The sequence below is a fragment of the Polynucleobacter nymphae genome (assembly GCF_018882155.1).
GTDB lineage: Bacteria > Pseudomonadota > Gammaproteobacteria > Burkholderiales > Burkholderiaceae > Polynucleobacter > Polynucleobacter nymphae.
In genome coordinates this window covers 552575-572304 of sequence record NZ_JACVPA010000001.1, presented here as the reverse complement: position 1 = coordinate 572304, position 19730 = coordinate 552575, and the positions used below count along the sequence as shown (strand labels likewise).

General features: G+C 44.2%; 26 protein-coding genes. 11 read left to right on the top strand and 15 right to left on the bottom strand.

Annotation, left to right across the window (positions count from 1 at the left end; translation table 11 throughout):
- The first annotated feature begins 16 nt into the window (after positions 1-16).
- The gene (locus ICN29_RS02960) at positions 17-277 is read left to right on the top strand and encodes a protein tyrosine phosphatase (RefSeq protein WP_216129562.1); all 261 of its coding nucleotides are present in this window, start codon (positions 17-19) and stop codon (positions 275-277) included.
- A 15-nt stretch (positions 278-292) separates the two neighbouring features.
- On the opposite strand, the gene ICN29_RS02955 is transcribed toward ICN29_RS02960, so the two are convergent.
- The 3 genes from ICN29_RS02955 to ICN29_RS02945 all read right to left on the bottom strand — a co-directional run bounded on the left by ICN29_RS02955 (position 293) and on the right by ICN29_RS02945 (position 2354).
- On the bottom strand, positions 293-1270 hold the full coding sequence (locus ICN29_RS02955; RefSeq protein WP_216129560.1) for a DMT family transporter: 978 nt from the start codon (positions 1268-1270) through the stop codon (positions 293-295).
- Between the two features lie 16 nt (positions 1271-1286).
- The gene (locus ICN29_RS02950) at positions 1287-2024 is read right to left on the bottom strand and encodes an ABC transporter substrate-binding protein (protein ID WP_216131948.1); all 738 of its coding nucleotides are present in this window, start codon (positions 2022-2024) and stop codon (positions 1287-1289) included.
- Positions 2025-2150: 126 nt separating this feature from the next.
- Positions 2151-2354 carry a hypothetical protein gene (locus ICN29_RS02945; RefSeq protein ID WP_216129558.1) on the bottom strand — a complete coding sequence of 68 codons (204 nt, stop codon included), beginning with the start codon at positions 2352-2354 and terminating at the stop codon, positions 2151-2153.
- Positions 2355-2551: 197 nt separating this feature from the next.
- On the opposite strand from ICN29_RS02945, the gene ICN29_RS02940 reads away from it, so the two are divergent.
- Genes ICN29_RS02940 through ICN29_RS02930 form a run of 3 tightly spaced genes read left to right on the top strand, consistent with a single transcriptional unit; the run spans position 2552 to position 5198 of the window.
- Positions 2552-3409 carry an LOG family protein gene (locus tag ICN29_RS02940; RefSeq protein WP_216129556.1) on the top strand — a complete coding sequence of 286 codons (858 nt, stop codon included), beginning with the start codon at positions 2552-2554 and terminating at the stop codon, positions 3407-3409.
- A gap of 55 nt (positions 3410-3464) precedes the next feature.
- Positions 3465-3977 (top strand): hypothetical protein, encoded by a 513-nt coding sequence (locus ICN29_RS02935; protein WP_216129554.1) that lies wholly within the window; start codon positions 3465-3467, stop codon positions 3975-3977.
- Positions 3978-3980: 3 nt separating this feature from the next.
- Complete coding sequence (locus tag ICN29_RS02930; RefSeq protein WP_216129552.1) at positions 3981-5198, top strand: BaiN/RdsA family NAD(P)/FAD-dependent oxidoreductase; 1218 nt, start codon at positions 3981-3983, stop codon at positions 5196-5198.
- 1 nt (position 5199) lies between these two features.
- On the opposite strand, the gene ICN29_RS02925 is transcribed toward ICN29_RS02930, so the two are convergent.
- The gene (locus ICN29_RS02925; RefSeq protein WP_216129550.1) at positions 5200-5958 is read right to left on the bottom strand and encodes a TerC family protein; all 759 of its coding nucleotides are present in this window, start codon (positions 5956-5958) and stop codon (positions 5200-5202) included.
- 65 nt (positions 5959-6023) lie between these two features.
- Between ICN29_RS02925 and ICN29_RS02920 the strand changes: the two genes are divergently transcribed.
- Together ICN29_RS02920 and ICN29_RS02915 are read left to right on the top strand one after the other, a co-directional pair.
- Positions 6024-6998, top strand: a complete 975-nt coding sequence (locus ICN29_RS02920) for a Bug family tripartite tricarboxylate transporter substrate binding protein (RefSeq protein WP_216129548.1) — start codon at positions 6024-6026, stop codon at positions 6996-6998.
- A gap of 135 nt (positions 6999-7133) precedes the next feature.
- A complete protein-coding gene (locus tag ICN29_RS02915) occupies positions 7134-7661 on the top strand; it encodes a phasin family protein (RefSeq protein WP_216129546.1) in 528 nt (175 codons plus the stop codon).
- Between the two features lie 47 nt (positions 7662-7708).
- Here ICN29_RS02915 and ICN29_RS02910 read toward each other — a convergent pair whose 3' ends face one another.
- Both ICN29_RS02910 and ICN29_RS02905 read right to left on the bottom strand, forming a co-directional pair.
- Positions 7709-7930 (bottom strand): TIGR02450 family Trp-rich protein, encoded by a 222-nt coding sequence (locus tag ICN29_RS02910; protein ID WP_216129544.1) that lies wholly within the window; start codon positions 7928-7930, stop codon positions 7709-7711.
- A gap of 4 nt (positions 7931-7934) precedes the next feature.
- On the bottom strand, positions 7935-8225 hold the full coding sequence (locus tag ICN29_RS02905) for a hypothetical protein (protein WP_216129542.1): 291 nt from the start codon (positions 8223-8225) through the stop codon (positions 7935-7937).
- Between the two features lie 126 nt (positions 8226-8351).
- Here ICN29_RS02905 and ICN29_RS02900 point away from each other — a divergent pair, with 126 nt between their 5' ends.
- Entirely contained in the window at positions 8352-9401 is a 1050-nt protein-coding gene (locus ICN29_RS02900; RefSeq protein WP_216129540.1) for a fumarylacetoacetate hydrolase family protein, read from the top strand.
- Positions 9402-9426: 25 nt separating this feature from the next.
- On the opposite strand, the gene ICN29_RS02895 is transcribed toward ICN29_RS02900, so the two are convergent.
- Together ICN29_RS02895 and ICN29_RS02890 are read right to left on the bottom strand one after the other, a co-directional pair.
- Positions 9427-11013 carry a rhodanese-related sulfurtransferase gene (locus ICN29_RS02895; protein ID WP_216129538.1) on the bottom strand — a complete coding sequence of 529 codons (1587 nt, stop codon included), beginning with the start codon at positions 11011-11013 and terminating at the stop codon, positions 9427-9429.
- A gap of 12 nt (positions 11014-11025) precedes the next feature.
- Positions 11026-12000, bottom strand: coding sequence for a Bug family tripartite tricarboxylate transporter substrate binding protein (locus ICN29_RS02890; RefSeq protein WP_216129536.1), 975 nt, complete (start codon positions 11998-12000; stop codon positions 11026-11028).
- 159 nt (positions 12001-12159) lie between these two features.
- Between ICN29_RS02890 and ICN29_RS02885 the strand changes: the two genes are divergently transcribed.
- Both ICN29_RS02885 and ICN29_RS02880 read left to right on the top strand, forming a co-directional pair.
- Positions 12160-12348 carry an Hc1-related histone H1-like protein gene (locus ICN29_RS02885; protein ID WP_087909716.1) on the top strand — a complete coding sequence of 63 codons (189 nt, stop codon included), beginning with the start codon at positions 12160-12162 and terminating at the stop codon, positions 12346-12348.
- Between the two features lie 73 nt (positions 12349-12421).
- Entirely contained in the window at positions 12422-12691 is a 270-nt protein-coding gene (locus ICN29_RS02880) for a cupin (protein ID WP_216129534.1), read from the top strand.
- On the opposite strand, the gene selD is transcribed toward ICN29_RS02880, so the two are convergent.
- From selD to ICN29_RS02860, 4 genes are all read right to left on the bottom strand, one after another.
- Positions 12677-13738 (bottom strand): selenide, water dikinase SelD, encoded by a 1062-nt coding sequence (gene selD, locus ICN29_RS02875; protein ID WP_216129531.1) that lies wholly within the window; start codon positions 13736-13738, stop codon positions 12677-12679. The genes ICN29_RS02880 and selD overlap by 15 nt on opposite strands.
- A gap of 26 nt (positions 13739-13764) precedes the next feature.
- Entirely contained in the window at positions 13765-15042 is a 1278-nt protein-coding gene (locus ICN29_RS02870; protein ID WP_216129529.1) for a DEAD/DEAH box helicase, read from the bottom strand.
- 106 nt (positions 15043-15148) lie between these two features.
- Complete coding sequence (locus ICN29_RS02865) at positions 15149-15583, bottom strand: YbgC/FadM family acyl-CoA thioesterase (protein ID WP_216129527.1); 435 nt, start codon at positions 15581-15583, stop codon at positions 15149-15151.
- Between the two features lie 13 nt (positions 15584-15596).
- Complete coding sequence (locus tag ICN29_RS02860) at positions 15597-16064, bottom strand: GNAT family N-acetyltransferase (protein WP_216129525.1); 468 nt, start codon at positions 16062-16064, stop codon at positions 15597-15599.
- Between the two features lie 108 nt (positions 16065-16172).
- Here ICN29_RS02860 and ICN29_RS02855 point away from each other — a divergent pair, with 108 nt between their 5' ends.
- Positions 16173-16754 carry a hypothetical protein gene (locus ICN29_RS02855; protein WP_255538042.1) on the top strand — a complete coding sequence of 194 codons (582 nt, stop codon included), beginning with the start codon at positions 16173-16175 and terminating at the stop codon, positions 16752-16754.
- A gap of 71 nt (positions 16755-16825) precedes the next feature.
- On the opposite strand, the gene ICN29_RS02850 is transcribed toward ICN29_RS02855, so the two are convergent.
- Complete coding sequence (locus ICN29_RS02850; protein WP_216129523.1) at positions 16826-17650, bottom strand: ABC transporter substrate-binding protein; 825 nt, start codon at positions 17648-17650, stop codon at positions 16826-16828.
- Positions 17651-17768: 118 nt separating this feature from the next.
- Between ICN29_RS02850 and modA the strand changes: the two genes are divergently transcribed.
- On the top strand, positions 17769-18515 hold the full coding sequence (gene modA, locus ICN29_RS02845) for a molybdate ABC transporter substrate-binding protein (protein WP_216129521.1): 747 nt from the start codon (positions 17769-17771) through the stop codon (positions 18513-18515).
- 29 nt (positions 18516-18544) lie between these two features.
- Here the strand turns inward: modA and ICN29_RS02840 are convergent, their stop codons facing one another.
- Positions 18545-19309 (bottom strand): hypothetical protein, encoded by a 765-nt coding sequence (locus ICN29_RS02840; protein ID WP_216129518.1) that lies wholly within the window; start codon positions 19307-19309, stop codon positions 18545-18547.
- Positions 19306-19647, bottom strand: a complete 342-nt coding sequence (locus ICN29_RS02835) for a cupredoxin domain-containing protein (RefSeq protein ID WP_216129516.1) — start codon at positions 19645-19647, stop codon at positions 19306-19308. The genes ICN29_RS02840 and ICN29_RS02835 overlap by 4 nt, the downstream gene beginning before the upstream one ends.
- Positions 19648-19730 lie beyond the last annotated feature (83 nt).

Genomic DNA, 19730 nt, shown 5'->3' with positions numbered 1-19730 from the left:
CATCTTGGAGAATTCCATGATTTCTCGTATCGCTCGTTTAGGTTTAGCCACTCTGATTTCCGCAGCCATTGGGATTTCTCCAATTTCAGTCATGGCTGCTGATCCAACTCCTGCAACTCCGCCGGCTGCAGCGCCTGCTCCTGCAGCAGCCCCAACAGACAAAGCTGCGGATAAGAAAGCAAAGAAAACAGACAAGAAAGCTAAGAAAGCTGATAAAAAATCAAAAAAGACTTCTAAGAAGAAAGCTAAGACTACTTCAGGCGCAGCTACTCAGTAATCATTTTTCCCTCAATCAATTGAGGGATTCAGTTTTATTAAAGTCATCTGACTCACTAGAGTTCGGTGACTTTTTTCTTATGCCGTCATTACGTACTAATAACCACATCGCAGCAATAACCAAACTCATTCCGCTGATTTGAATCCAGGTAATGGGTTCGGACAAAATAAAATAACCTAAAAAGACGGTAGATACAGGCCCAAGAATTGAAGCTTGTGCAACTAGTGGTGAGCCAATACGATTAATGGCAATCATGATGAGGAGCATTGGAACGACAGTGCATAAGCCTGCATTCAGGAGGCTGAACCAATAAATCGCTTGGGCTTGCTCGAAGATAGCGCTGGGATTGTAAAAGGTAGACTGAATTAAACTTAAGAGCGCAGAGATAGTGCTTGCATAGACCACGAGTCTGACGCTACCAACGCGCTGAACCATTTCCCCTGAGCTAATGAGGTAGATTGCGTAGGAGCAGGCGCTACCGAATACCAAGACCATGCCAAGCCATGCGTTGATACCAGTAGAGCTGGCATCCTGAATAAATACAATCATCACCCCAATGTAGCCTACAACCATTGCGTACCATTGCAATCGAGAAATAGCTTTTTTCAAAACAAAGTATGAGATGAAGAGCACGATTGTTGGAGTGAGGTATTGCACAATTCGCTCGAGCCCAACGGAGATATATTGCAATCCTAGAAAATTTAAATAGCTTGAAAAAAAATAACCCAAGAAGCCCAAGAAAAATATTTTCAGTAGATCAGGCCAACTAAGTGGGTTCATCGCTTTTCTACGAGACTCCCACCAATAGATAACCCAGAACAGCGGGAGCGCCATGAGCATACGTAAAGCTAAAAGAGTTTCTGAATCAGTCCCATAGCTAAAGGAAAGTTTGATAAGAACGCCCTTACCAGAAAAGAGTATCGAGCCAACTCCGGCCATAAGGATGCCGTAGATGTATCGACGCTGATGTTCTGCTGTACTTATTGATTGCATAGGGCTTTATAACAGTTTACTCCGCTACTTTCGCACCTTGGATATGATGGCGTTGCATAGAGTTGGCTACAAAGCCAGATTGTTTGAGTTGTGTAATCACTTCGCTTAAGTATGCAGTAGTTTTTTCAAAATCAGGCCTTGCCTTGGGGATGCCAATAGATTGATTAATTACCATGAATCGTCCCGGCAGCATGCGCAAGCCTTCATAGCGCTTAGCATCACTTTCTAATTGCTGTTTTACGCCAGCTGCAACATTGCCTTTGCCAGACATAAAGTCATCGATTACTGCCTGTGAACTAGCAGCACGTAGAAGAGTCGCATTCTTTATTTCTCGTGTGAGGTAAAGATCGTAAGCGCTACCTTTACCAACGACGATTTCAGTACCAGCGACATCTACCTCAACGTTGTTCTTTAGGGGAGAGGATGCTTTAACCATATAAGCACCTTCAATTTGAATATAAGCTGGGGTATAGCTAATATCAGCGCCACGGACGGGGTCAATAGCCACAAATACCATATCAAGCTCACCATTTTTAATGCCATCAACCGTTGCGCTAGCAGATTTAAATGGAATGAGTTGTATCGGTAGATTGATACGTTTACCAATTTCATCAGCGATATCAACACTAATACCACTCAGTTTTTTAGTGGCCGCATCTTCGCTCGCTAGCACTGGGTTCCCTAGGTTGATTCCAACCCGTAAGGTTCCACTTGGTGCAAATGATTTGAGAGTAGTAGGGTCGATCGATTTCATGACTTGGGATGACTGGCTAAATGTCAGTTGTGAAAAACAGAAGAAAGTAAGACAGAGTAAGAATTTCATATTCAAGATGGGATAAAAAAACCGCGGCGGACCGCGGTTTGCTTTAGCCAAAGAAAATTATTTCTTAGCGTCTGCTGCTGGAGCGGCTGCTGGTGCAACTGGAGCTGCTGTAGAAGCATCTTTTTTAGCTTCTTCAACATGAGTAGCTTCAGCACCATGCTTTTCGCCGCCCATATCAATATTACCGTCGCCTTTGATGAGTAAATAGGCGGTGGCACCAACTAATACCAGTACCATGATGATGATTGAACGATTACTCATTGCTCTTCCTTCAGATTGGTTGAAATTAGGCCAATATTAACCTTTGTTGGGATCGGGGTAAATCCAAAGTATCCCTATGTACCACTTGATGCGGCTTATTTAGGTATTAATACTCAGTTTTAGGGGCACTCATGGTGCCTAATCTCTTAAAACCGTAAAGCGTAAGATGGTATGAAACCGATAGCAAAGGCAAGAATATGAGTCCAAAGCTTCCCACAAATAATGCCCAGACCATTACCGATTATTTAGGTCTCGAGCCGCATCAAATTTCTGAAGAAAGTTCAGAGGAGTCCTATAAGTTTGCATTTGATGATGAAGCTTTTTTGGCTCGCAGAGAAACGATTGGGATTCGTTTTGAATTAGAGCTCTTAAAACCAGAAATTTTGCTCAACGAACACGGGATTGACCATACCATCACAGTCTTTGGCTCAACGCGCTTTGTCAGTCATGAAAATGCTCTAGAGATGGAAAGGAGCGCACAAACCGCAGATGAGAAGGCTAAAGCAAATAAAGCATTACTGCATAGTCATTATTATGAGTCTGCAAGGGAGTTTGGCACTATAGTTGCTCGCTACAACGCTACCCAAGAGGAGAGCTCTAACAAGTTACATATTTGTACTGGTGGCGGTCCCGGCATTATGGAGGCAGCCAATCGTGGTGCATTTGAAGCAGGTGATCAAACTATCGGCTTTAATATTAGCCTACCAAGAGAGCAGCTTCCCAATCCATACATTAGTCCTGGCCTTAGTTTTCGTTTTCACTATTTCGCCTTACGCAAGATACACTTCATGTTGCGGGCCAGGGCAATCGTCGTGTTTCCAGGCGGCTTTGGCTCATTTGATGAGTTCTTTGAAGTGCTCACTTTGATGCAGACTAAAAAAGTTACACCCTTTCCTATCATCCTTGTGGGGAAAGAGTTTTGGACTGGAATGGTGAAGTTTGAGCAGATGGTTGAGTTTGGCGTGATTGATGAGATCGATATGCAAGCGATTCATTTTGCAGAGACTGCTAAAGAGGCCTGGGTAATTATTAAAAATCACTACCAGTTGACCTGATGAAAGTTCTTATTGCGCAAATTGCTTCGCCTGTAAAATAAGGTAAAACCTCACCATGACCCCACAAGACACCACTATCTCCACCTCTTTAGACTTACCTGGCTACCTCATGGGTACCATCATGCTATTACTGGTGATGATTTTCCATGGCCTAGCCTTATTGCAAATTTCTAAGCGTTACGAGGTCAAATCTTTCTTATATCTGGGTGAAAAGAAATATTCAGAAGTGGCACTCTGTTTTTATATCAGTATTTTCTGTTTATTTTTAACCCATATTGCTGAAATTATCCTCTGGGGCATTGCACTTTATGCTCTTAAGTTGCTGCCAGTTTTAGGCCAGAGTATTTTATTTAGCGGCAGTACTTACACAGCAATGGGGTTCATGGATGATATCTTGCCGGATGGCTGGAAAATGCTGGCAGTGATCATTGCCTTCTCCGGTATGTTTGCTTTTGCTTGGACTGCATCAGTCATGATCTCCATGACGAAAAATTTTCGGCAAGCCTACACCAAGAGTCATATGGAAAAACTCAATATTTCTTCTGAAATTATTGACCGTTTTAAATAGGATATGACTAAGACATGGGATGCCGTGATTGTTGGCGGTGGTGCAGCTGGTTTATTTTGTGCTGGAGTTGCCGGTCAGTTAGGGAAAAAAGTTTTAGTCTTAGATCATGCTTCCGTCTTGGGTGAGAAGATCCGCATTAGTGGTGGTGGGCGTTGTAACTTTACTAATTCGTATAGCAGCCCAGCCAACTTTCTTTCACTCAATCCCCATTTTGTCAAAAGCGCACTTGCTAAATATCCATCAAAAGAATTTATCAAGCTAGTTGACTCATATGGAATTGCTTATCACGAGAAGCATCAAGGCCAACTCTTTTGCGACGACTCCGCCAAGCAGATTATCGATATGCTGATGTCGGAGTGTGCCAAGGGTAAGGTCACTATTCGTAATCCGGTTGCTGTTGAAGCGATTACCCAAGAAGAATCGGGCTGGCTAGTACATACCAATACAGGCACTGAAAAAACCAAGACTGTAGTCATGGCAACAGGAGGCTTACCAGTTCCAGCAATTGGCGCTACTGCTTACTCTTTGGATATCGCAAAACAATTTGGACTCCCAGTAGTAGATCCAAGACCCGCATTGGTACCACTGTCATTTACAGCGGATACATTTGGAAACCTGAATGATCTAGCGGGTCTTAGCGTTCCCGTCAGAATTGCATCTGGTACAAAAGGACATCGTTATGGCGCGTGCAGATTTAACGAAGACTTGCTCCTAACCCATAAAGGCTTATCAGGACCAGCGGTTCTTCAAGCAAGCAGCTATTGGGGTGAGGGTGAGCCGATTCATATTGATTGGCTTGGCGCTATTGAAGTAGCGGGTGGATTTAATTGCGATACCTTATTTAACGATGAGGACAATCGTTTGAAGCTTGCTGAGACCATATTGTCTTCTGTTTTGCCGCTGCGCTTAGCCAAAGCGTTTGCCGAACAAAAAAACCTCATTGGTCGTAAGTGGGCCGAGGTGTCAAAAAAAGACCGTCAGTTGCTTAAGGAGTTGCTCACCAATTGGTCTGTAAAGCCTGCTGGCACCTTAGGCTGGAAAAAGGCTGAGGTCATGTTAGGTGGCGTAGACACTAAGGGCTTAGATGGTCAAACGATGATGTCACGCACGCATGCGGGGTTATTTTTTATCGGTGAGTGTGTAGATGTCACAGGTCACTTAGGTGGTCATAACTTCCAATGGGCCTGGGCAAGTGGTTTTGTTTGTGCCCAAGCTCTTTAACTTACTTTAACTTTTTCTTCTTTTGCCGAGAGCGAATATTGAGTAGCTCAACAGCGAGTGAGAAAGCCATCGCAACATAGACATAACCCTTAGGAATATGAACGCCCATACCTTCAGCAATCAGCACTACGCCTACAACAGTTAAAAAGGATAGGGCCAACACTTTAATCGAAGGGTGGCGATGGACAAAATCACCAATGGGTTTAGCAGCAATCAACATGATCATCACAGATGCTAATACTGCAGCAATCATGATACTGATGTCATCAACCATACCTACAGCAGTAATGACGCTGTCCAGCGAGAAGATGATGTCCAATATACCAATTTGTAATACGGAACCAACAAATAGAGAAAGCATGGACTTATTAACGGTTGCCTTACTAGCATCTCCTTGTTCATCATCATCTTCGCCAACTTCAACTTCGACATAGATTTCTTTTGAGGCTTTCCAAATTAAGAAGAAGCCGCCTAGCAATAAAATCAGATCTCTACCGCTAATGGCATGATCGTTCATGCTAAAGAGCGGGTTGGTAAGGCTCATGACCCAAGATAGACTAAGCAGCAATAAGATGCGGGTTACTAATGCAAAAATAAGGCCAAAGCGCCGCACCTTTTCTCGAATCTCTAAAGGGAGCCTGTTGGCAATGACACTAATAAATATGATGTTATCTATCCCTAGAATGATTTCTAGGGCGGAAAGTGTTAAAAATGCTACCCAAGCATTGGGATCACTCATCAGTTGTATAAGACTATCCATTAATTTCTATTTCTAAAGTGGGCTTAAGGTAAAGTGTATCTAAGTACATTCAATGTCTGATTTCTATGCTTAAGCCCACACAAATTGTCAGGACATTACTGCTGAGCATCATGCTGGCAATACCTTTCCATGTGCAAGCCGCTTACCCTGATAAATCAATCAAAATTATTATTGGCTTCCCTGCAGGAGGCCCTCTAGATGCGCATATACGTCTTTTGATTGATAAGCTGCAATCTGCTCTTGGGCAGACAGTGATCGTAGATTACAAAGCAGGTGCTGGCGGGGCTGTTGGTGCTCAGTTTGTAGCGCAGTCTCCACCGGATGGATATACCCTCCTTTTAGCAAATACTGGCACGATGGTGATTAACCCCGCCATCTATACCAAAGCCCCTTACGACACCCTCAGAGATTTTCAACCCATCGCAAGAACTGCTCAACAGCCTCTAGCATTGATTGTGAATAAAGACGTGCCTGTCAATTCTTTAAAAGAGTTGGTTGCCTATGCTAAAGCGAATCCAGGTAAGTTGAATTACGGTTCTGCCGGTAATGGAGGTATCTCACATTTGGTTCCTGAGATGCTGAAAAGCGAGACTGGTATTTTTATGGTTCACATCCCATTCAAAGGAAGCGCACCAGCATTCACAGATTTAATTGCAGGTCATGTCCAATTTATGGCGGAGTCGGTTCCCCAGGCTGCAAACTATGCCAAGCAGGGCAAGGTGAAGGCATTGGCAGTCACTAGCGCAAAGCGCAATTCTGCATTACCAAATACACCTACTGTGATCGAAACTGGGGTGGCCAATCTTGAGGTGGTTGGCTTTTATGGAATTCTGGCCCCTAAAGGCACACCACCTGATGTGACCAATAAATTAAGCCAAGCCTTTAAAGAGACTCTAGAGTCGCCTGATATTCAGAAAAGAATGATTGAACAAGGAGCTGATCCAGCCTTCCTGAATGCGGATCAATTTACAAAATTTCTGACTATAGAAATGCCCCGTTGGGCGAAGGTAGTAAATCAGGCTGGAGCAAAGCTCGATTAGCCCATTGACCCCTCATTTAACCCCCTGAGATTGTCATATTAATGTCTTAAAGTAGGGGAAATTGGCAGTTTGCCAATTTAGGTTTAGAGTGGAATTGAAGATTTTCATGGACCCTTTATTGATAGGAGCTTAAAAATGGATGCAAAAGAATTACAAAAATGGCAGCGTGAAAAAGCGAAAGAATTGTTTGATTATTCGCATACGCTATTAGAGGCTGCTAAGAAACTCGGCGAACATCACATGGCTGAGATGGAGTGGGGTATGAAAAATGCCTTAGATAGTGCAAAGTCTGCCGCTAAAAATGATTTTGCTAAGTTAAAGGATTTACAAGAAGAGGCTGCTAAAGAGGCTTCTAAACGTGCAGCTGCCTATCAGAAAAAAGTGAAATCCGTTCTCAAAGATCTTGGTGACAGCGCTGCCGATGAAACAGAGAAGCATCTTGAGAAGGTGCGCGCTTCATTGGTAACTTGGCTGGAAGATGCTGAAAATAAAATGCCCTCACATGCCGATAAGTTATCAAAAGTAGTTCATGAAATGTCTACCACTGGGCAGAACATGTTTAAAGAAGGCCGCCGCATTGTGAACGAAGTTGCTGATGCTGCAGAAAAAAATATTGATGAGATGGTCAAGAAATCTTCAGGATCAAAAAAGAAGTCTGAGTAAGTACATCAGAGGTAGTTAAAAAACCGTCTCGAATCTGAGGCGGTTTTTTATTGCCAACCCTGTACCCATAACTCACTATTGGTCAAATCACGCCAGGCAATCAGTGAAACCTTTTTCGTTAATACCGCTTCAATTTCTACAAACTCAATTTTTTCGTTGGGTGGCTCAGGTAGAATCACTTTGCTGACTAAAAAATGTTTCTGTTTAGCAATTGGTTGAACTGCCGTCCATTTGCTTAGTAAAAGTTTCTTGGGGCTGAGCGGGTTCATCTACTTATAGCGCGCTGCACTGATACTCCTGGTCTTTGCTAATGAGCAGACCAGAGGATGGGGTAAATGTATAGGCAGACTCTTGGATGAGCATAGGACATTTTTGGTCAAAGTAGCTTTGATTGCCCAGACTGCCGCAATAGTCTAGCTTGAGTTCCTTAAATTCCATGCGCGCTTTTCTGAGAACCATGGAAACCTTGATCTCTGCTGGCGAGTTACAGTTCCAGCTAGTGTAAGTTTCTCGCTCACAGGCTATTAATCCAAGGAGGCTCAGAGTCAGGATGCTTAGTCGCATTAAGGGTAGATACATGGGCTTAGCATAGTCAATATTTGGATAGTCTGCTCAAGCATCTCAAAATTACACTAGACTTTTAATTTGGGATTACTATTTAAGTCAGAAAAATTCATTACAGGAGACCTTGTGGACACAAATCGGAGAGACGCCCTTAAGTTAGGAGCAAGCGCAGCAGTCAGCGGGATGTTTATTTCAAGCGCCATGGCTGCTCCTGGCGACCAGCAGACTATTTCGGTTCAGCCAATGACTGGCAAAGCGGGTCTTCGCATTGCTAATTATTTACCACAGATGGGCGCAACATCCAGATTGGGCCTCGTAACTAATGATGGGCTCATGGTGGATATTCCGGCAGAAGCTAAGCGCCAGAAGATTGAGCTTTCCTTTGATCCAACTTCGATGATTTCTTTAGCCGCTTCTGGTAATCGGGCTCTAGTAGAGCTTGCCACTATTTTTAAGAATCGCGGATCAAATTTGGTGAGCGTGAACAATGTGGTCTTGCTATCACCAATTCCCAAGCCACAGAGCAATATCTATTGTGTGGGCTGGAACTATTTGGATCACTTTGAAGAGGGTATGCAAACTCGCGAAGATAAATCCGTTAAAGAATATCCAAAAGTCCCAGTACTCTTTACTAAAGGTACGCAAACCATGAATGGGCCTTTTGATTCCATTCCTTATGATGCTAGCTATTCCACTGCGATTGATTGGGAGGCTGAGTTAGCTCTTGTGATTGGTAAAAAGGGTAAAAATATTTCCGAAGAGAATGCGATGGACTATGTCTTTGGTTATTCGGCATATAACGACACGACGGCACGTGATGTTCAGCAAAAGCGTCACTCAGGTCAATGGTTCAAAGGCAAGAGTCTAGATGGACATGGGCCCATGGGGCCATGGATTGTCACTGCAGGTGGCGTGAATCTGGATGACACTAGGATTATTTGCAAAGTGAATGGCGTGCAAAAACAAAATGCAAGTTACAAGCAAATGTACTTCAAGATTCCGGTCATTATTTCTGAGTTGTCACGTAGTTTGACTTTATTGCCAGGCGACATCATTGCTACAGGAACACCTTCAGGGGTGGGCTTTAGCAGAAAGCCGCCTGAGTTCTTAAGGCCAGGCGATATGATGGAAACTGAAATCACTGGCGTTGGCATCATTCGTAACAAAATCGCTTAAGCACTCTTGCAATGCAGAATAAGGACTAGAGAACCCAGAAGTGATGGGTTCCATCCTTGCCCAGTTGTGCTACTAAACCAAACTCCCAGTCTAGGTAGGCCTGCATTGCAGCGGGATCTACGCTAGTACCCTCGTAAGGACGTTTATAGCGGTCCAATGGCGGGGAGGCTAAACGACTAGGCCCCTTTTCCAGTTCAAGACCTGCAGTAGCCCAGGCTCCATTGCCACCGTCCAAGACCAATACTTCAGACTGAGTAAGAGCTTGAAACTCTTGCGCAACAAACATGCTTAATTGGGGTGGGGTGCTAGTGAGCACATAGCGATCTACTTGAGGAATTTTTTTGATTGCATCAGCTAATTGCGAGCGCAAGGCATACCAACTTCCAGGGATGTGGCCCTTCACATAATTGGCGTGAGTACTAAAATCTACCATAAGTGTATTGCTATCCGCCTTGAGCCAATGCGAGACCGTAGCAGCATCCACGAATTGAACTTGAGGAAGAGTTGGTAAGGGAGCTTTCCAAACACCTATTTCACTGAGGTCAGATGTCTTCAGGCCATCAACTACATATACATCCCAGGCCATCTGCGCTAACCAGGAGGCCGGCATATTGGCTCTCACGCTGCTACTGGGATCGGCTAAGACGATGCGGGCGCCACGCACAGGTGCGACCATCTCTGTTTCTTGAACCAGCTGGCCGCCTGGTACAGAACGAAAGCCTGGAAGATGGCCAGCCTCATATTCTTCAGGTGTGCGGGTATCAAAGAAATAGGTAGTTCGCTCTGCTTGAGATTTCCATTTCGCAATTTCACCAAGAGTAGTGCGTTTAACATGCGCTCTATCGGCAACACTGCGAGCGCGAGCCGAAGCTTCGCTTGCCGTGTTTTCGCTCACTGCTTTAAATTTACGACTCTGACCTTTGTCTAGTTCTTGCCCAGCAAGAGTCCAGCCAATAGTGCCATTACGTAATGCATTGACTTCATTCGGAATGCCGGCATTGATCAAAGATTGTGTGCCAATGATGCTCCGCGTTCTGCCCGCGCAATTCACAATCACTTTGGTTTTTGGATTGGGCGCCAATTCAGAGACGCGCAATACCAGTTCAGCACCTGGAACACTAATACCACTTGGGATGCTCATGGTGTTGTATTCATCAAAGCGGCGCACATCAAGCACCACTACATCTTCTTTATCATCGAGCAGCTTCTTCACCTCTTGGGCCGATAGAGAAGGGGTGTGACGCTGAGATTCAACGAGCTCGCCAAAAGACTTGCTAGGAACATTGACATCACGAAATAACTCACCGCCAGCTGCTTTCCAAGCTTGGATCCCACCTTCAAATACAGAGACATCGGTATAGCCAAGACTGATGAATCGCTGTGCTGCTAGTTCAGCATCACCCTCGCCATCATCCAGTGTCACGATCGGAACATTTTTTCTGGGGAGTTTGCTATAGGCATCTATCTCAATGCGAGAGAGCGGCACATTCGCCGCAAATAAAGGATGCTCTTGCGCATGCGGATCTTCTTCCCGTACATCCAAAAAGGCAATCTCTTCTTTATTCAGAAGTTGATTGCGAACAAACGCATAATTTTTAGTTGAAATACTCATATACTTTCTTGTTTAGTCTAACTTGGCACCAGATTTTTTAACTACTTCACTCCAGCGCACAATTTCCTGGCTGATGTAATTTGCCAGTTCGGGGCGAGTCATTTTAGGAACGCTTGCACCTAGGCCTGCCCAACGCTCTTTGATCTCAGGGGAAGCTAGAGCAATTTGAACTTCATTACTCATTTTTTCAACGATATCTTTAGGGGTGCCTTTAATGGCCCACATAGCGTACCAGCTAGACACTACGAAGTTGCTGATACCTAGCTCTTGAGCAGTTGGTACATTCGGAAAGGCCTCGCTACGTTTATTACTGGCGACAGCAACTGCGATGAGTTGGCCACTCTTAATGAAAGGTGCTGCACCTGCTAAGGTATCGAACATCATATCGACTTGACCTGCAACTAAGTCTTGCAATGCAGGACCTGTACCGCGATAAGGAATATGAGTAATAAATAATTTGTTTTGCATCTTAAAGAGCTCACCCGCTAAATGCTGTGATGTGCCATTACCAGTTGATGCGTAGTTATATTTTCCTGGGTTCTTGCGAATCTCTTCCATGATGGACTTCAAATCATTTTTAGGAAACTTTGCTGGGTTCACCACGATGACGTGGGGAACACTACCAATAATGGCAATGGGTTCAAAGTCTTTGGTGATGTCGTAGGGTAGATTGACATACATACTTGGGGCAATAGAGTGATGCACTGCACCAAGAAGCCAGGTGTAACCATCGGGCGCCATTTTTGCTGCAACTGCAGCGCCAAGGGTCCCACCTGCACCGCCGCGATTATCGACCACGATAGAGTCATTTAATTGGGTAGAAAGCTGCTTAGCCAGAGGACGCCCAAAAGCATCCACAGCCCCGCCAGGGGGGAAGGGGTTAATAAAGGTTATGGGCTTATTAGGGGACGGCCAGGCGCTGGTCTGGGCGCCCACCGAGAGGGAGAGGGTGCTGGCAATCAATAAAAACAGGATATTTCTGAGCATTTTGGGTATCTCCATCGGGTTTTCTGCTATTAAAACATTTTGGCTTAAATGTAGTTTCTAGGCGTTATCCCTGATAAAAAAGGCTATTTCTCACTGTTTTTATGGGGATATACTGACTCCGTTGTTGCTATGAATACTTATTTGATAACGGGAGACGAGATGTCACAACACGATACATTGTTAGCTGCTTTTGAAACATATAAAGCTGAAAACGAAAAATTCATTGAAAAAGGTATTAAGGCTTCTGCAGCACGTGCTCGTAAGGCCTTGCAAGAAATTGCTGGCGCATGCAAAGAGCGCCGCAAAGAAATTACCGCTACAAAAGAGGCGATGGAAGCTAAGAAGTAATTCTCAAGCACATTCGCCTCTAAGCCTAGCCTTCATCAGCTAGGCTTTTTTATTGATCTATTGCTAGCCTGTTATGAATGCAAGCCAGTTTATGCAGATGTTGCAGCAAGAGGGCTATCCTGAACCCATTGAAGTAAGGCAAGCCCCAAATGGTTTTTTAAATGATCACACCCATTCATTTGCAGTGAAAGCTTTAGTGATCGATGGAAGTATCGATATCTTAATTCAGGGAAATCGAAGGACATACTCCGTTGGAGATGTTTTTCAGCTTGGGTTTGAAGAGCTCCACTCAGAGACTTATGGCCCTAATGGAGTGATCTATTTAGCTTCAAGAAACCACTAAAGGTTTTTCTTGTCGTTTACCCATTTGGCCGATGACGCGTGCACCTAAGAATTGATGTTGATTAAAGATGTCTAGGACTTCTTGTACAGATTCCGGAGCACAAGAAACCAGTAAGCCACCGCTCGTTTGTGGATCAGTCAATAAAGCCAGTTGTGCTGGAGTGAAGTTGGCAGGAATGCTGACATCAGAGCCATAACTTTCCCAATTACGATCAGAAGCGCCAGTGATTACTCCGTTATCCGCTAATGTCTGCACATTAGAGAGTAGTGGAACCTGGCTCCAATCAATATGGGCAGTGCAGTGAGAACCTCTCGCCAATTCAAGGGTATGGCCAGCCAATCCAAATCCAGTGACATCCGTTAAGGCATGGACACCTGCTAGCTTTGCTAAGTCTGGCCCTGCAGCATTGAGCTTAGTAGTATTGGAAATCATCTCCCGATATCCATCCGGCCCTAGCAAATCCTTTTTCAGAGCTGCCGACAGAATGCCTACTCCAAGTGGCTTACCTAATATCAACACATCGCCAGGCTTTGCGCTGGCATTACTCTTGACCCTCTTAGGATCTACTAGTCCAATAGCAACCAATCCATAGATCGGCTCAACTGAATCAATGGTGTGGCCACCTGCAATTGGAATGCCAGCAGTTCGGCAGGCTTCAGCACCGCCTTCTAGAATTCGGGCAATCGTCTTATTAGATAGAACCTTAATCGGCATACCTACTAAGGCCAGTGCAAATATCGGTGTGCCGCCCATGGCATAGATATCACTGATGGCATTAGTTGCAGCGATCTTCCCAAAATCAAATGGATCATCCACGATGGGCATGAAAAAATCAGTCGTTGCCACGATTGCTTGAGATTCATTGATTTGATAAACAGCCGCATCATCAGAAGTCTCAATGCCAATGAGTAATTCTTTTGGAAAAGGTAGTTGTGGAACATTCTTGAGGATTTCAGAAAGAACACCTGGGGCAATCTTGCAACCGCAGCCACCACCATGTGATAGGGAGGTCAGGCGGGGTTCAGTGGTTTGTATATCTTGGGTCATGAAAATATTTTATATCTGAAGGAATTTTAGCGATTAAAGCTGCGCTTGGGAGGGCTACTACGCTTAGCTGGAGCGCGACCAGCTCCACCACTATTGCCTGCAGCCTTAGGCTTTCTCGATTGCTGATGTTGTTGGCTGCGTAGCTGAATCGGTTGTGCCACAGCATGAGGGTCTGGCTCAAATCCCGCAATGACTTCTTGAGGTATTTTTTGTTTAATGACTTTTTCAATATCCCTGAGCATCTGATGCTCATCAACGCAAACCAGAGAGACAGCAACACCATTGGAGCCTGCACGACCAGTGCGTCCAATCCGATGTACATAATCTTCAGATACGTTTGGTAAGTCGTAGTTCACTACATGGGGTAGTTGGTCAATATCGATACCGCGAGCAGCAATATCGGTTGCTACTAGTGCAGTCAGCTTACCTGCCTTGAAATCTGCCAAAGCCTTTGTTCTAGCTGTTTGACTCTTATTACCATGGATGGCCATACTAGTAATGCCATCTTTTTCTAATTGGGTGACAAGCTTATTGGCACCATGCTTGGTGCGGGTGAAGACCAATACTTGCTTCCAGTTATTCGTTTGAATCAAATGCGCAAGCAAAGGATGTTTCTTGGTTCTATCAACAGGATGAATTAGCTGGGCAATCGCTTCATTCGCACTATTACTACGAGCGACTTCAATCAAGGCTGGAGAATTTAATAAGCTATCTGCCAATGCTTTAATCTCAGTAGAGAAGGTTGCTGAGAACAAGAGATTTTGTCGTTGTTTAGGCAAGGCAGCTAAGATCTTTTTGATATCGCGCAAGAAGCCCATATCAAGCATACGATCAGCTTCATCTAACACCAGAATTTCAATATGACTGAGTGACACACATTTTTGCGACATCAAGTCGAGTAAACGCCCTGGCGTGGCAACCAAAATATCTAAGCCACCAGCAATCGCTTTAATTTGCGGATTGGCACCTACGCCACCAAAGATCACAGTGGATTTGAGCCCGGTGTATTTGCCATAAGTCACAACAGACTCTTGAACTTGGGCTGCTAGCTCACGAGTAGGAGTCAGAATGAGTACACGCAAGAGACGTTTGCCAGTGCTCGCTTTTGTGGAGCTGAGGCGTTGCAAAATGGGGAGCGTAAAGCCTGCCGTTTTACCTGTACCAGTTTGAGCTGCTGCTAGAAGGTCGCCGCCTTGAAGTACTGCGGGAATCGATTTAGCTTGAATCGGGGTGGGGCTGGTATAGCCTTCTTCAGCAATAGCACGAAGAATGGGCTCTGATAAACCAAGATCTGTAAATAACATAGGGGCCAATAAAGTATTGACCCGTATTCAATTAAACGACTATCCCGGCCAATGGGGTGAGCTGCCACGCTAGAGCGTTTGCAGTAAGAGCCTCTATTTTAAGTCATTAAAGTGATTGGGCTAAAAAGAGCCAGTCAGGCAGCGCTTTGGGCTTGAGAGTGGTGGTATCTACGCAAACGATATTAATTAAAGCGCTCACGATGAGTTCCATTTCAGTTGCACTGCTATCCTGAGATTTCCTTTTGGCTGTCTGCCTCACGCTGACTTGAGCTCTACTTCGACGCTCTATGACCTGATCAATCTGCAGGAGATCATCTAAGTAGGCAGGCTTATGAAAATCCATCTGCAGATCTCGAACAGGCAGCAAGATCCCAAAGTCGTTAATGAGCTTAGTTGGACTTAAGTCAAACTGAGCCAACCATTCTGCGCGACTACGCTCAAAAATATCTAAATAGCGTGCATGGTATACAAGGCCAGCAGCATCGGTATCGGAGTAACACACGCGATGGATGTAGGGGAAGGAAGAATAGGTGGTGCTCATAAGTGATATGTACTTATTGAATAGCGTTTGGTAACAAGAGAATCATATTACGATGAGAAATCCCTGCTTCATCATAAATAGGCCCCTCTACTATAAATCCCAACTTTGCATAAAAAGGAATTACAGATACTTGAGAATGCAGTATCAGGGTTAAAACTCCTTCTGCTTTAGCTAGAGTGATTAAGCTGCTCAAGATTGCTTTGCCGATACCCCGGTTACGGAATGCGCTTAAGACAGCCATGCGGCCAATTTGTGCATGATGATTGTCTAAGTGAACTAGTCGTCCGGTGCCCACGCATAGATGACTCTCATAAGCTAAGGCATGCTTGGAAGTAGGGTCAAACGCATCTAGCTCCATATCCACCGGCACCCCTTGCTCTTTGATGAATACCTTCTCTCGTATCAAGTAAGCCTCCTCCGAGGCCTCCTGCCAGGATTTGATCGCAATATCAAAGGTATTTAGGTTGTTTGACTGGGGCATGGGCTTAATTTACCAAATAAGTAGCAAACCCAACAAAGGCCATGGTTACAATGATTTGTGGTCCGGTTATGGACTCACCCCATCCCTTTTACTTGCTTAGGAGTTATTTTGAAAAAATCTTTACTGACTGGTTTGTTTGCTGCAGTTGGCCTCGCTTTTGCAAGCGTTGCTTTTGCTCAGGCACCTGCAAAAATGTTGCCATTAGCTGCTGAAGTGGTTGTCATTACTGCTACGGTTGATTCCGTCGATCTGAAAAATCGGATTGTTGTATTGAAAGATGCCAATGGTAATTTGGCACAAATGAATGTTTCTAAAGCAGTCAATGATTTGGATAAAGTGAAAAAGGGTGATGTATTTGTAGTTGAGCATGCCCAAGCGATTGCTGTTGGTTTAACAGGAGTAGTTAAAGGGGCTAAGCCAGGCGTTTCTGGTGTTCGTTCTGTAACAGTAGCTGGCAAGGGTTCTGCTAAGCCGTTTGAAGAAACTACTGATACTATTTATGCGACTGTAAAAATCACAACAATTGATGCAAAAACACGTATTGTGACTTTCACATTACCAAGTGGCGAGAAGCAAAAGGTTAAGGTTGACCCAGCTGTTCTTGGTCTTGAGAAATTTAAAGCTGGTGATGATGTCATGGTTGAGTTTGTGGACGACACCGCAATTGGTTTCGTAACACCTAAGAAGTAAGCCTTAAACTGCTCTGGCCAAGTGCCAGTAGCCAGTAAAAAGCCCGCAGACGCGGGCTTTTTCTTTATCTACTACTTCTTAGCATTCGGAAAGAAGAGCTGCTCACCACCAATTTGGTAGCTGGCAATCACATCCTGTCCATTCTTGGAGATTAGCCAGTCAATGAAGGTTTGCCCTTCAGTTTTTTTCACATGAGGGAACTTGGCTGGATTGACGAGCATCACACCGTATTGATTAAAGAGTTTAGGATCGCCTTGAACCAGGATGACTAAATCACCACGGTTCTTGAAACTTAGCCAGGTTGCACGATCTGCCAGAATGTAGCCATTCATAGCAGACGCAGTATTTAGAGCAGGGCCCATACCGGAGCCAGTTTCTTTGTACCAAGTTTGAGTTGGTAAAACGGTGATCCCCGCACTTTTCCAATAACGCAGTTCTGCGGCATGTGTACCACTCTTGTCGCCACGAGAGATAAAGGGAGCTTGTGCAGTAGCAATTTTCTGCAAGGCTGCTTGAATATCTTTGCCACCACCAATTCTTGCAGGATCTGACTGAGGTCCGATTAGTACAAAGTCGTTGTACATCACTTCATTGCGTTTGGTAGAAAAGCCTTCCTCAACAAATTTTTCTTCAGCTGGCTTGTCATGAACAAATACAACATCAGCATCACCCCGACGTCCAATATCGAGTGCCTGACCAGTTCCAACGGCAACTACTTTGACATTAATTCCGGTCTTCATCTTGAAGATAGGGAGCATAAATTCAAATAAGCCAGATTGTTCAGTAGAAGTGGTGGAGGAGACCACAATACTTTTTTCTTGGGCTGTGGCAGGTGATGCCAAAAAGACTATATTGGTTAAGGCAATCACTAGCAGGCGAGTAGATCGAAATCTCATTGAATACTTTCAGGCTGTTTTGATAAAGATTAAGCATGCTTCAGACTATCAGCTGCCTAGTTTAGCGCTACTTAGCTTGATATAAACTGGTATCTCAATACTTTTTTGTGAAATCTAATTGCGTCAATTTCTTTTATCCTTCCTGTTGCTCTTATCGCTGAGTGTTTATGCTCAGCAGCCCACTGTCGCCGTTGCTGCCAACATGAAAGATGCCTTTAGCAAGATCAATGCAGCATTCAAAGCTGCAGGCAATCCAGATATTAGAGTGGTGTACGGATCTTCTGGAAACCTTACCGCGCAGATCATGAATGGTGCGCCATTTAACTTATTTATTTCTGCTGATGAGCGTTTTCCAATTGAGCTTTATCAACAAGGTAAGGCGATTGATGACGGTATTGTGTACGCTTCTGGTAAGTTAGCAATCATCTCAAAATCCTCTACTGGAATGAATTTGACAGATGAAAAGGGTGGGCTTGTCAGAGTTATAAAAAAAGCTAACAAGATTGCGATTGCTAAACCTGAGTTGGCCCCTTATGGCAAGGCAGCTATTGAGTATTTGAAAGCACAGGGGCTTTGGGATATTGCAAAAGACAAATTGATCTATGGAGATAATATTGGCATTGCAACGATGTATGTAGTCACAGGGGCGGCTGATTTAGGTTTTACTGCGCTCTCTTTGGCTAAGTCTGCAGATGTTGCTAAAGAGACAAACTTCATTTTAGTCAATAGCAAACTCTATGAGCCGATTAAGCAGAGAATGGTTCTAATCAAGGGCGCCCCACGAGAGGTGGTAGCCCTTTATCAGTTTATGCAAAGCTCTCAAGCTAAATTGATTCTCCAGCAGTATGGCTATAGCACACCATAATTTTTTATCTATCTGATTCCTTTGCATTCCTAAAATTCATATTCGACCTGCATTCTCACAGTATTTTTGGGGGATGCCGTTGTTGTCCCCCATAGGTAGGCAAGGTTGTATTTGAGAGCTTGCTTTGGCCCTAGCTTAGTTTTTCCAAAGATGGCTGGACCAGCGCTAGTTTGCTGTTGTTGGTTTGTGTTCCAGTTATCCACTTGCCCCAACCATGAAAAGATCTGAGCGCCAAGTTCAAACTGAGGCTGAAGACGGTATTTAATCTGACCCTGGTAGCCAAAATAGGTCCCTTGGTTTTCTGTGCCTGTGTAGTGGCCTTGCATCAAGATGTTCAGGTTGGCAACCCACTTTTTCCACTCTTTCTGAAGCAAGAATCCATACTTGGATTCATAGCCTTCATTACGATTTTGAGGGCGCTCTACCTCAATCAAGAACCCAACATCTACAGGGTATTTGCCTCTTTCGGTAAGCTGAAATTTATTCTCCCATTCAACTGCATCAAATTGAGAATTATTGCCATCCCAGATCACCTTTCCATATACCTCTGTGAACCACCAGGAGTTCACACCATAGCCAAATCCGATTGAGGCACCTGACTGCCTATTATCTTCACCACTTCGTGGAGTTTGTGTCCCGAATTTAGTGTCAATCTCTCGCTCGCCTTCTTCGACGATTGGAGAATAGATGTAATCTGCCGGCCCACTTAAATATTCTCCAGCGTGTACGTAGTTGATCAAGCAGAGAAGGCTGATCAAAAAAAGTCGTGCTAATAAATGTATGCCTTTAATCATTTCACTCTCACAACACCCTGAGCAGTCTGTGGACTAAATTCACCTTCAAATTTATATACACCCGGACTTAATGGGCCAATGTAAAAAGAGGCCTTGCTATTTGGGTTAATAAAGACTTCTCGATTTAAGTCATAGCTCTCAAATTCTTCCGGGGTGTCATCTAGGTTTTCAATGATCAGTTGCACCTTGGTATCGGCAGCAATATTAATTTCGGAAGGGGAAAAACGACCTTTTTGGATTTGAATATTGATGACATTGCTATCTGCATATGCAGAATTTACTAAAAATAGCAATCCAAAAAGTCTTATAACTAATTGTTTTAAAAGGACTTTATTCATATTAGTACCTATTTATAAATGAGAACTATTCGCAATTATAAGGTATATAATGAGAATCGTTCCTATTAATTGATAAAAGTGGC

What these genes read in the sequence shown, in the direction of transcription:
- ICN29_RS02850 (WP_216129523.1), bottom strand. Translation starts at nt 17,650, where the DNA reads ATGAGATTTCGATCTACTCGCCTGCTAGTGATTGCCTTAACCAATATA.
- ICN29_RS02865 (WP_216129527.1), bottom strand. Translation starts at nt 15,583, where the DNA reads ATGAGCACCACCTATTCTTCCTTCCCCTACATCCATCGCGTGTGTTAC.
- ICN29_RS02870 (WP_216129529.1), bottom strand. Translation starts at nt 15,042, where the DNA reads ATGTTATTTACAGATCTTGGTTTATCAGAGCCCATTCTTCGTGCTATT.
- ICN29_RS02935 (WP_216129554.1), top strand. Translation starts at nt 3,465, where the DNA reads ATGACCCCACAAGACACCACTATCTCCACCTCTTTAGACTTACCTGGC.
- ICN29_RS02895 (WP_216129538.1), bottom strand. Translation starts at nt 11,013, where the DNA reads ATGAGTATTTCAACTAAAAATTATGCGTTTGTTCGCAATCAACTTCTG.
- ICN29_RS02920 (WP_216129548.1), top strand. Translation starts at nt 6,024, where the DNA reads ATGCTTAAGCCCACACAAATTGTCAGGACATTACTGCTGAGCATCATG.
- ICN29_RS02910 (WP_216129544.1), bottom strand. Translation starts at nt 7,930, where the DNA reads ATGAACCCGCTCAGCCCCAAGAAACTTTTACTAAGCAAATGGACGGCA.
- ICN29_RS02925 (WP_216129550.1), bottom strand. Translation starts at nt 5,958, where the DNA reads ATGGATAGTCTTATACAACTGATGAGTGATCCCAATGCTTGGGTAGCA.
- ICN29_RS02880 (WP_216129534.1), top strand. Translation starts at nt 12,422, where the DNA reads ATGAATGCAAGCCAGTTTATGCAGATGTTGCAGCAAGAGGGCTATCCT.
- ICN29_RS02950 (WP_216131948.1), bottom strand. Translation starts at nt 2,024, where the DNA reads ATGAAATCGATCGACCCTACTACTCTCAAATCATTTGCACCAAGTGGA.
- ICN29_RS02890 (WP_216129536.1), bottom strand. Translation starts at nt 12,000, where the DNA reads ATGCTCAGAAATATCCTGTTTTTATTGATTGCCAGCACCCTCTCCCTC.
- ICN29_RS02915 (WP_216129546.1), top strand. Translation starts at nt 7,134, where the DNA reads ATGGATGCAAAAGAATTACAAAAATGGCAGCGTGAAAAAGCGAAAGAA.
- ICN29_RS02945 (WP_216129558.1), bottom strand. Translation starts at nt 2,354, where the DNA reads ATGAGTAATCGTTCAATCATCATCATGGTACTGGTATTAGTTGGTGCC.
- ICN29_RS02930 (WP_216129552.1), top strand. Translation starts at nt 3,981, where the DNA reads ATGACTAAGACATGGGATGCCGTGATTGTTGGCGGTGGTGCAGCTGGT.
- ICN29_RS02840 (WP_216129518.1), bottom strand. Translation starts at nt 19,309, where the DNA reads ATGATTAAAGGCATACATTTATTAGCACGACTTTTTTTGATCAGCCTT.
- ICN29_RS02905 (WP_216129542.1), bottom strand. Translation starts at nt 8,225, where the DNA reads ATGCGACTAAGCATCCTGACTCTGAGCCTCCTTGGATTAATAGCCTGT.
- ICN29_RS02955 (WP_216129560.1), bottom strand. Translation starts at nt 1,270, where the DNA reads ATGCAATCAATAAGTACAGCAGAACATCAGCGTCGATACATCTACGGC.
- ICN29_RS02940 (WP_216129556.1), top strand. Translation starts at nt 2,552, where the DNA reads ATGAGTCCAAAGCTTCCCACAAATAATGCCCAGACCATTACCGATTAT.
- ICN29_RS02860 (WP_216129525.1), bottom strand. Translation starts at nt 16,064, where the DNA reads ATGCCCCAGTCAAACAACCTAAATACCTTTGATATTGCGATCAAATCC.
- selD (WP_216129531.1), bottom strand. Translation starts at nt 13,738, where the DNA reads ATGACCCAAGATATACAAACCACTGAACCCCGCCTGACCTCCCTATCA.
- ICN29_RS02960 (WP_216129562.1), top strand. Translation starts at nt 17, where the DNA reads ATGATTTCTCGTATCGCTCGTTTAGGTTTAGCCACTCTGATTTCCGCA.
- ICN29_RS02885 (WP_087909716.1), top strand. Translation starts at nt 12,160, where the DNA reads ATGTCACAACACGATACATTGTTAGCTGCTTTTGAAACATATAAAGCT.
- ICN29_RS02835 (WP_216129516.1), bottom strand. Translation starts at nt 19,647, where the DNA reads ATGAATAAAGTCCTTTTAAAACAATTAGTTATAAGACTTTTTGGATTG.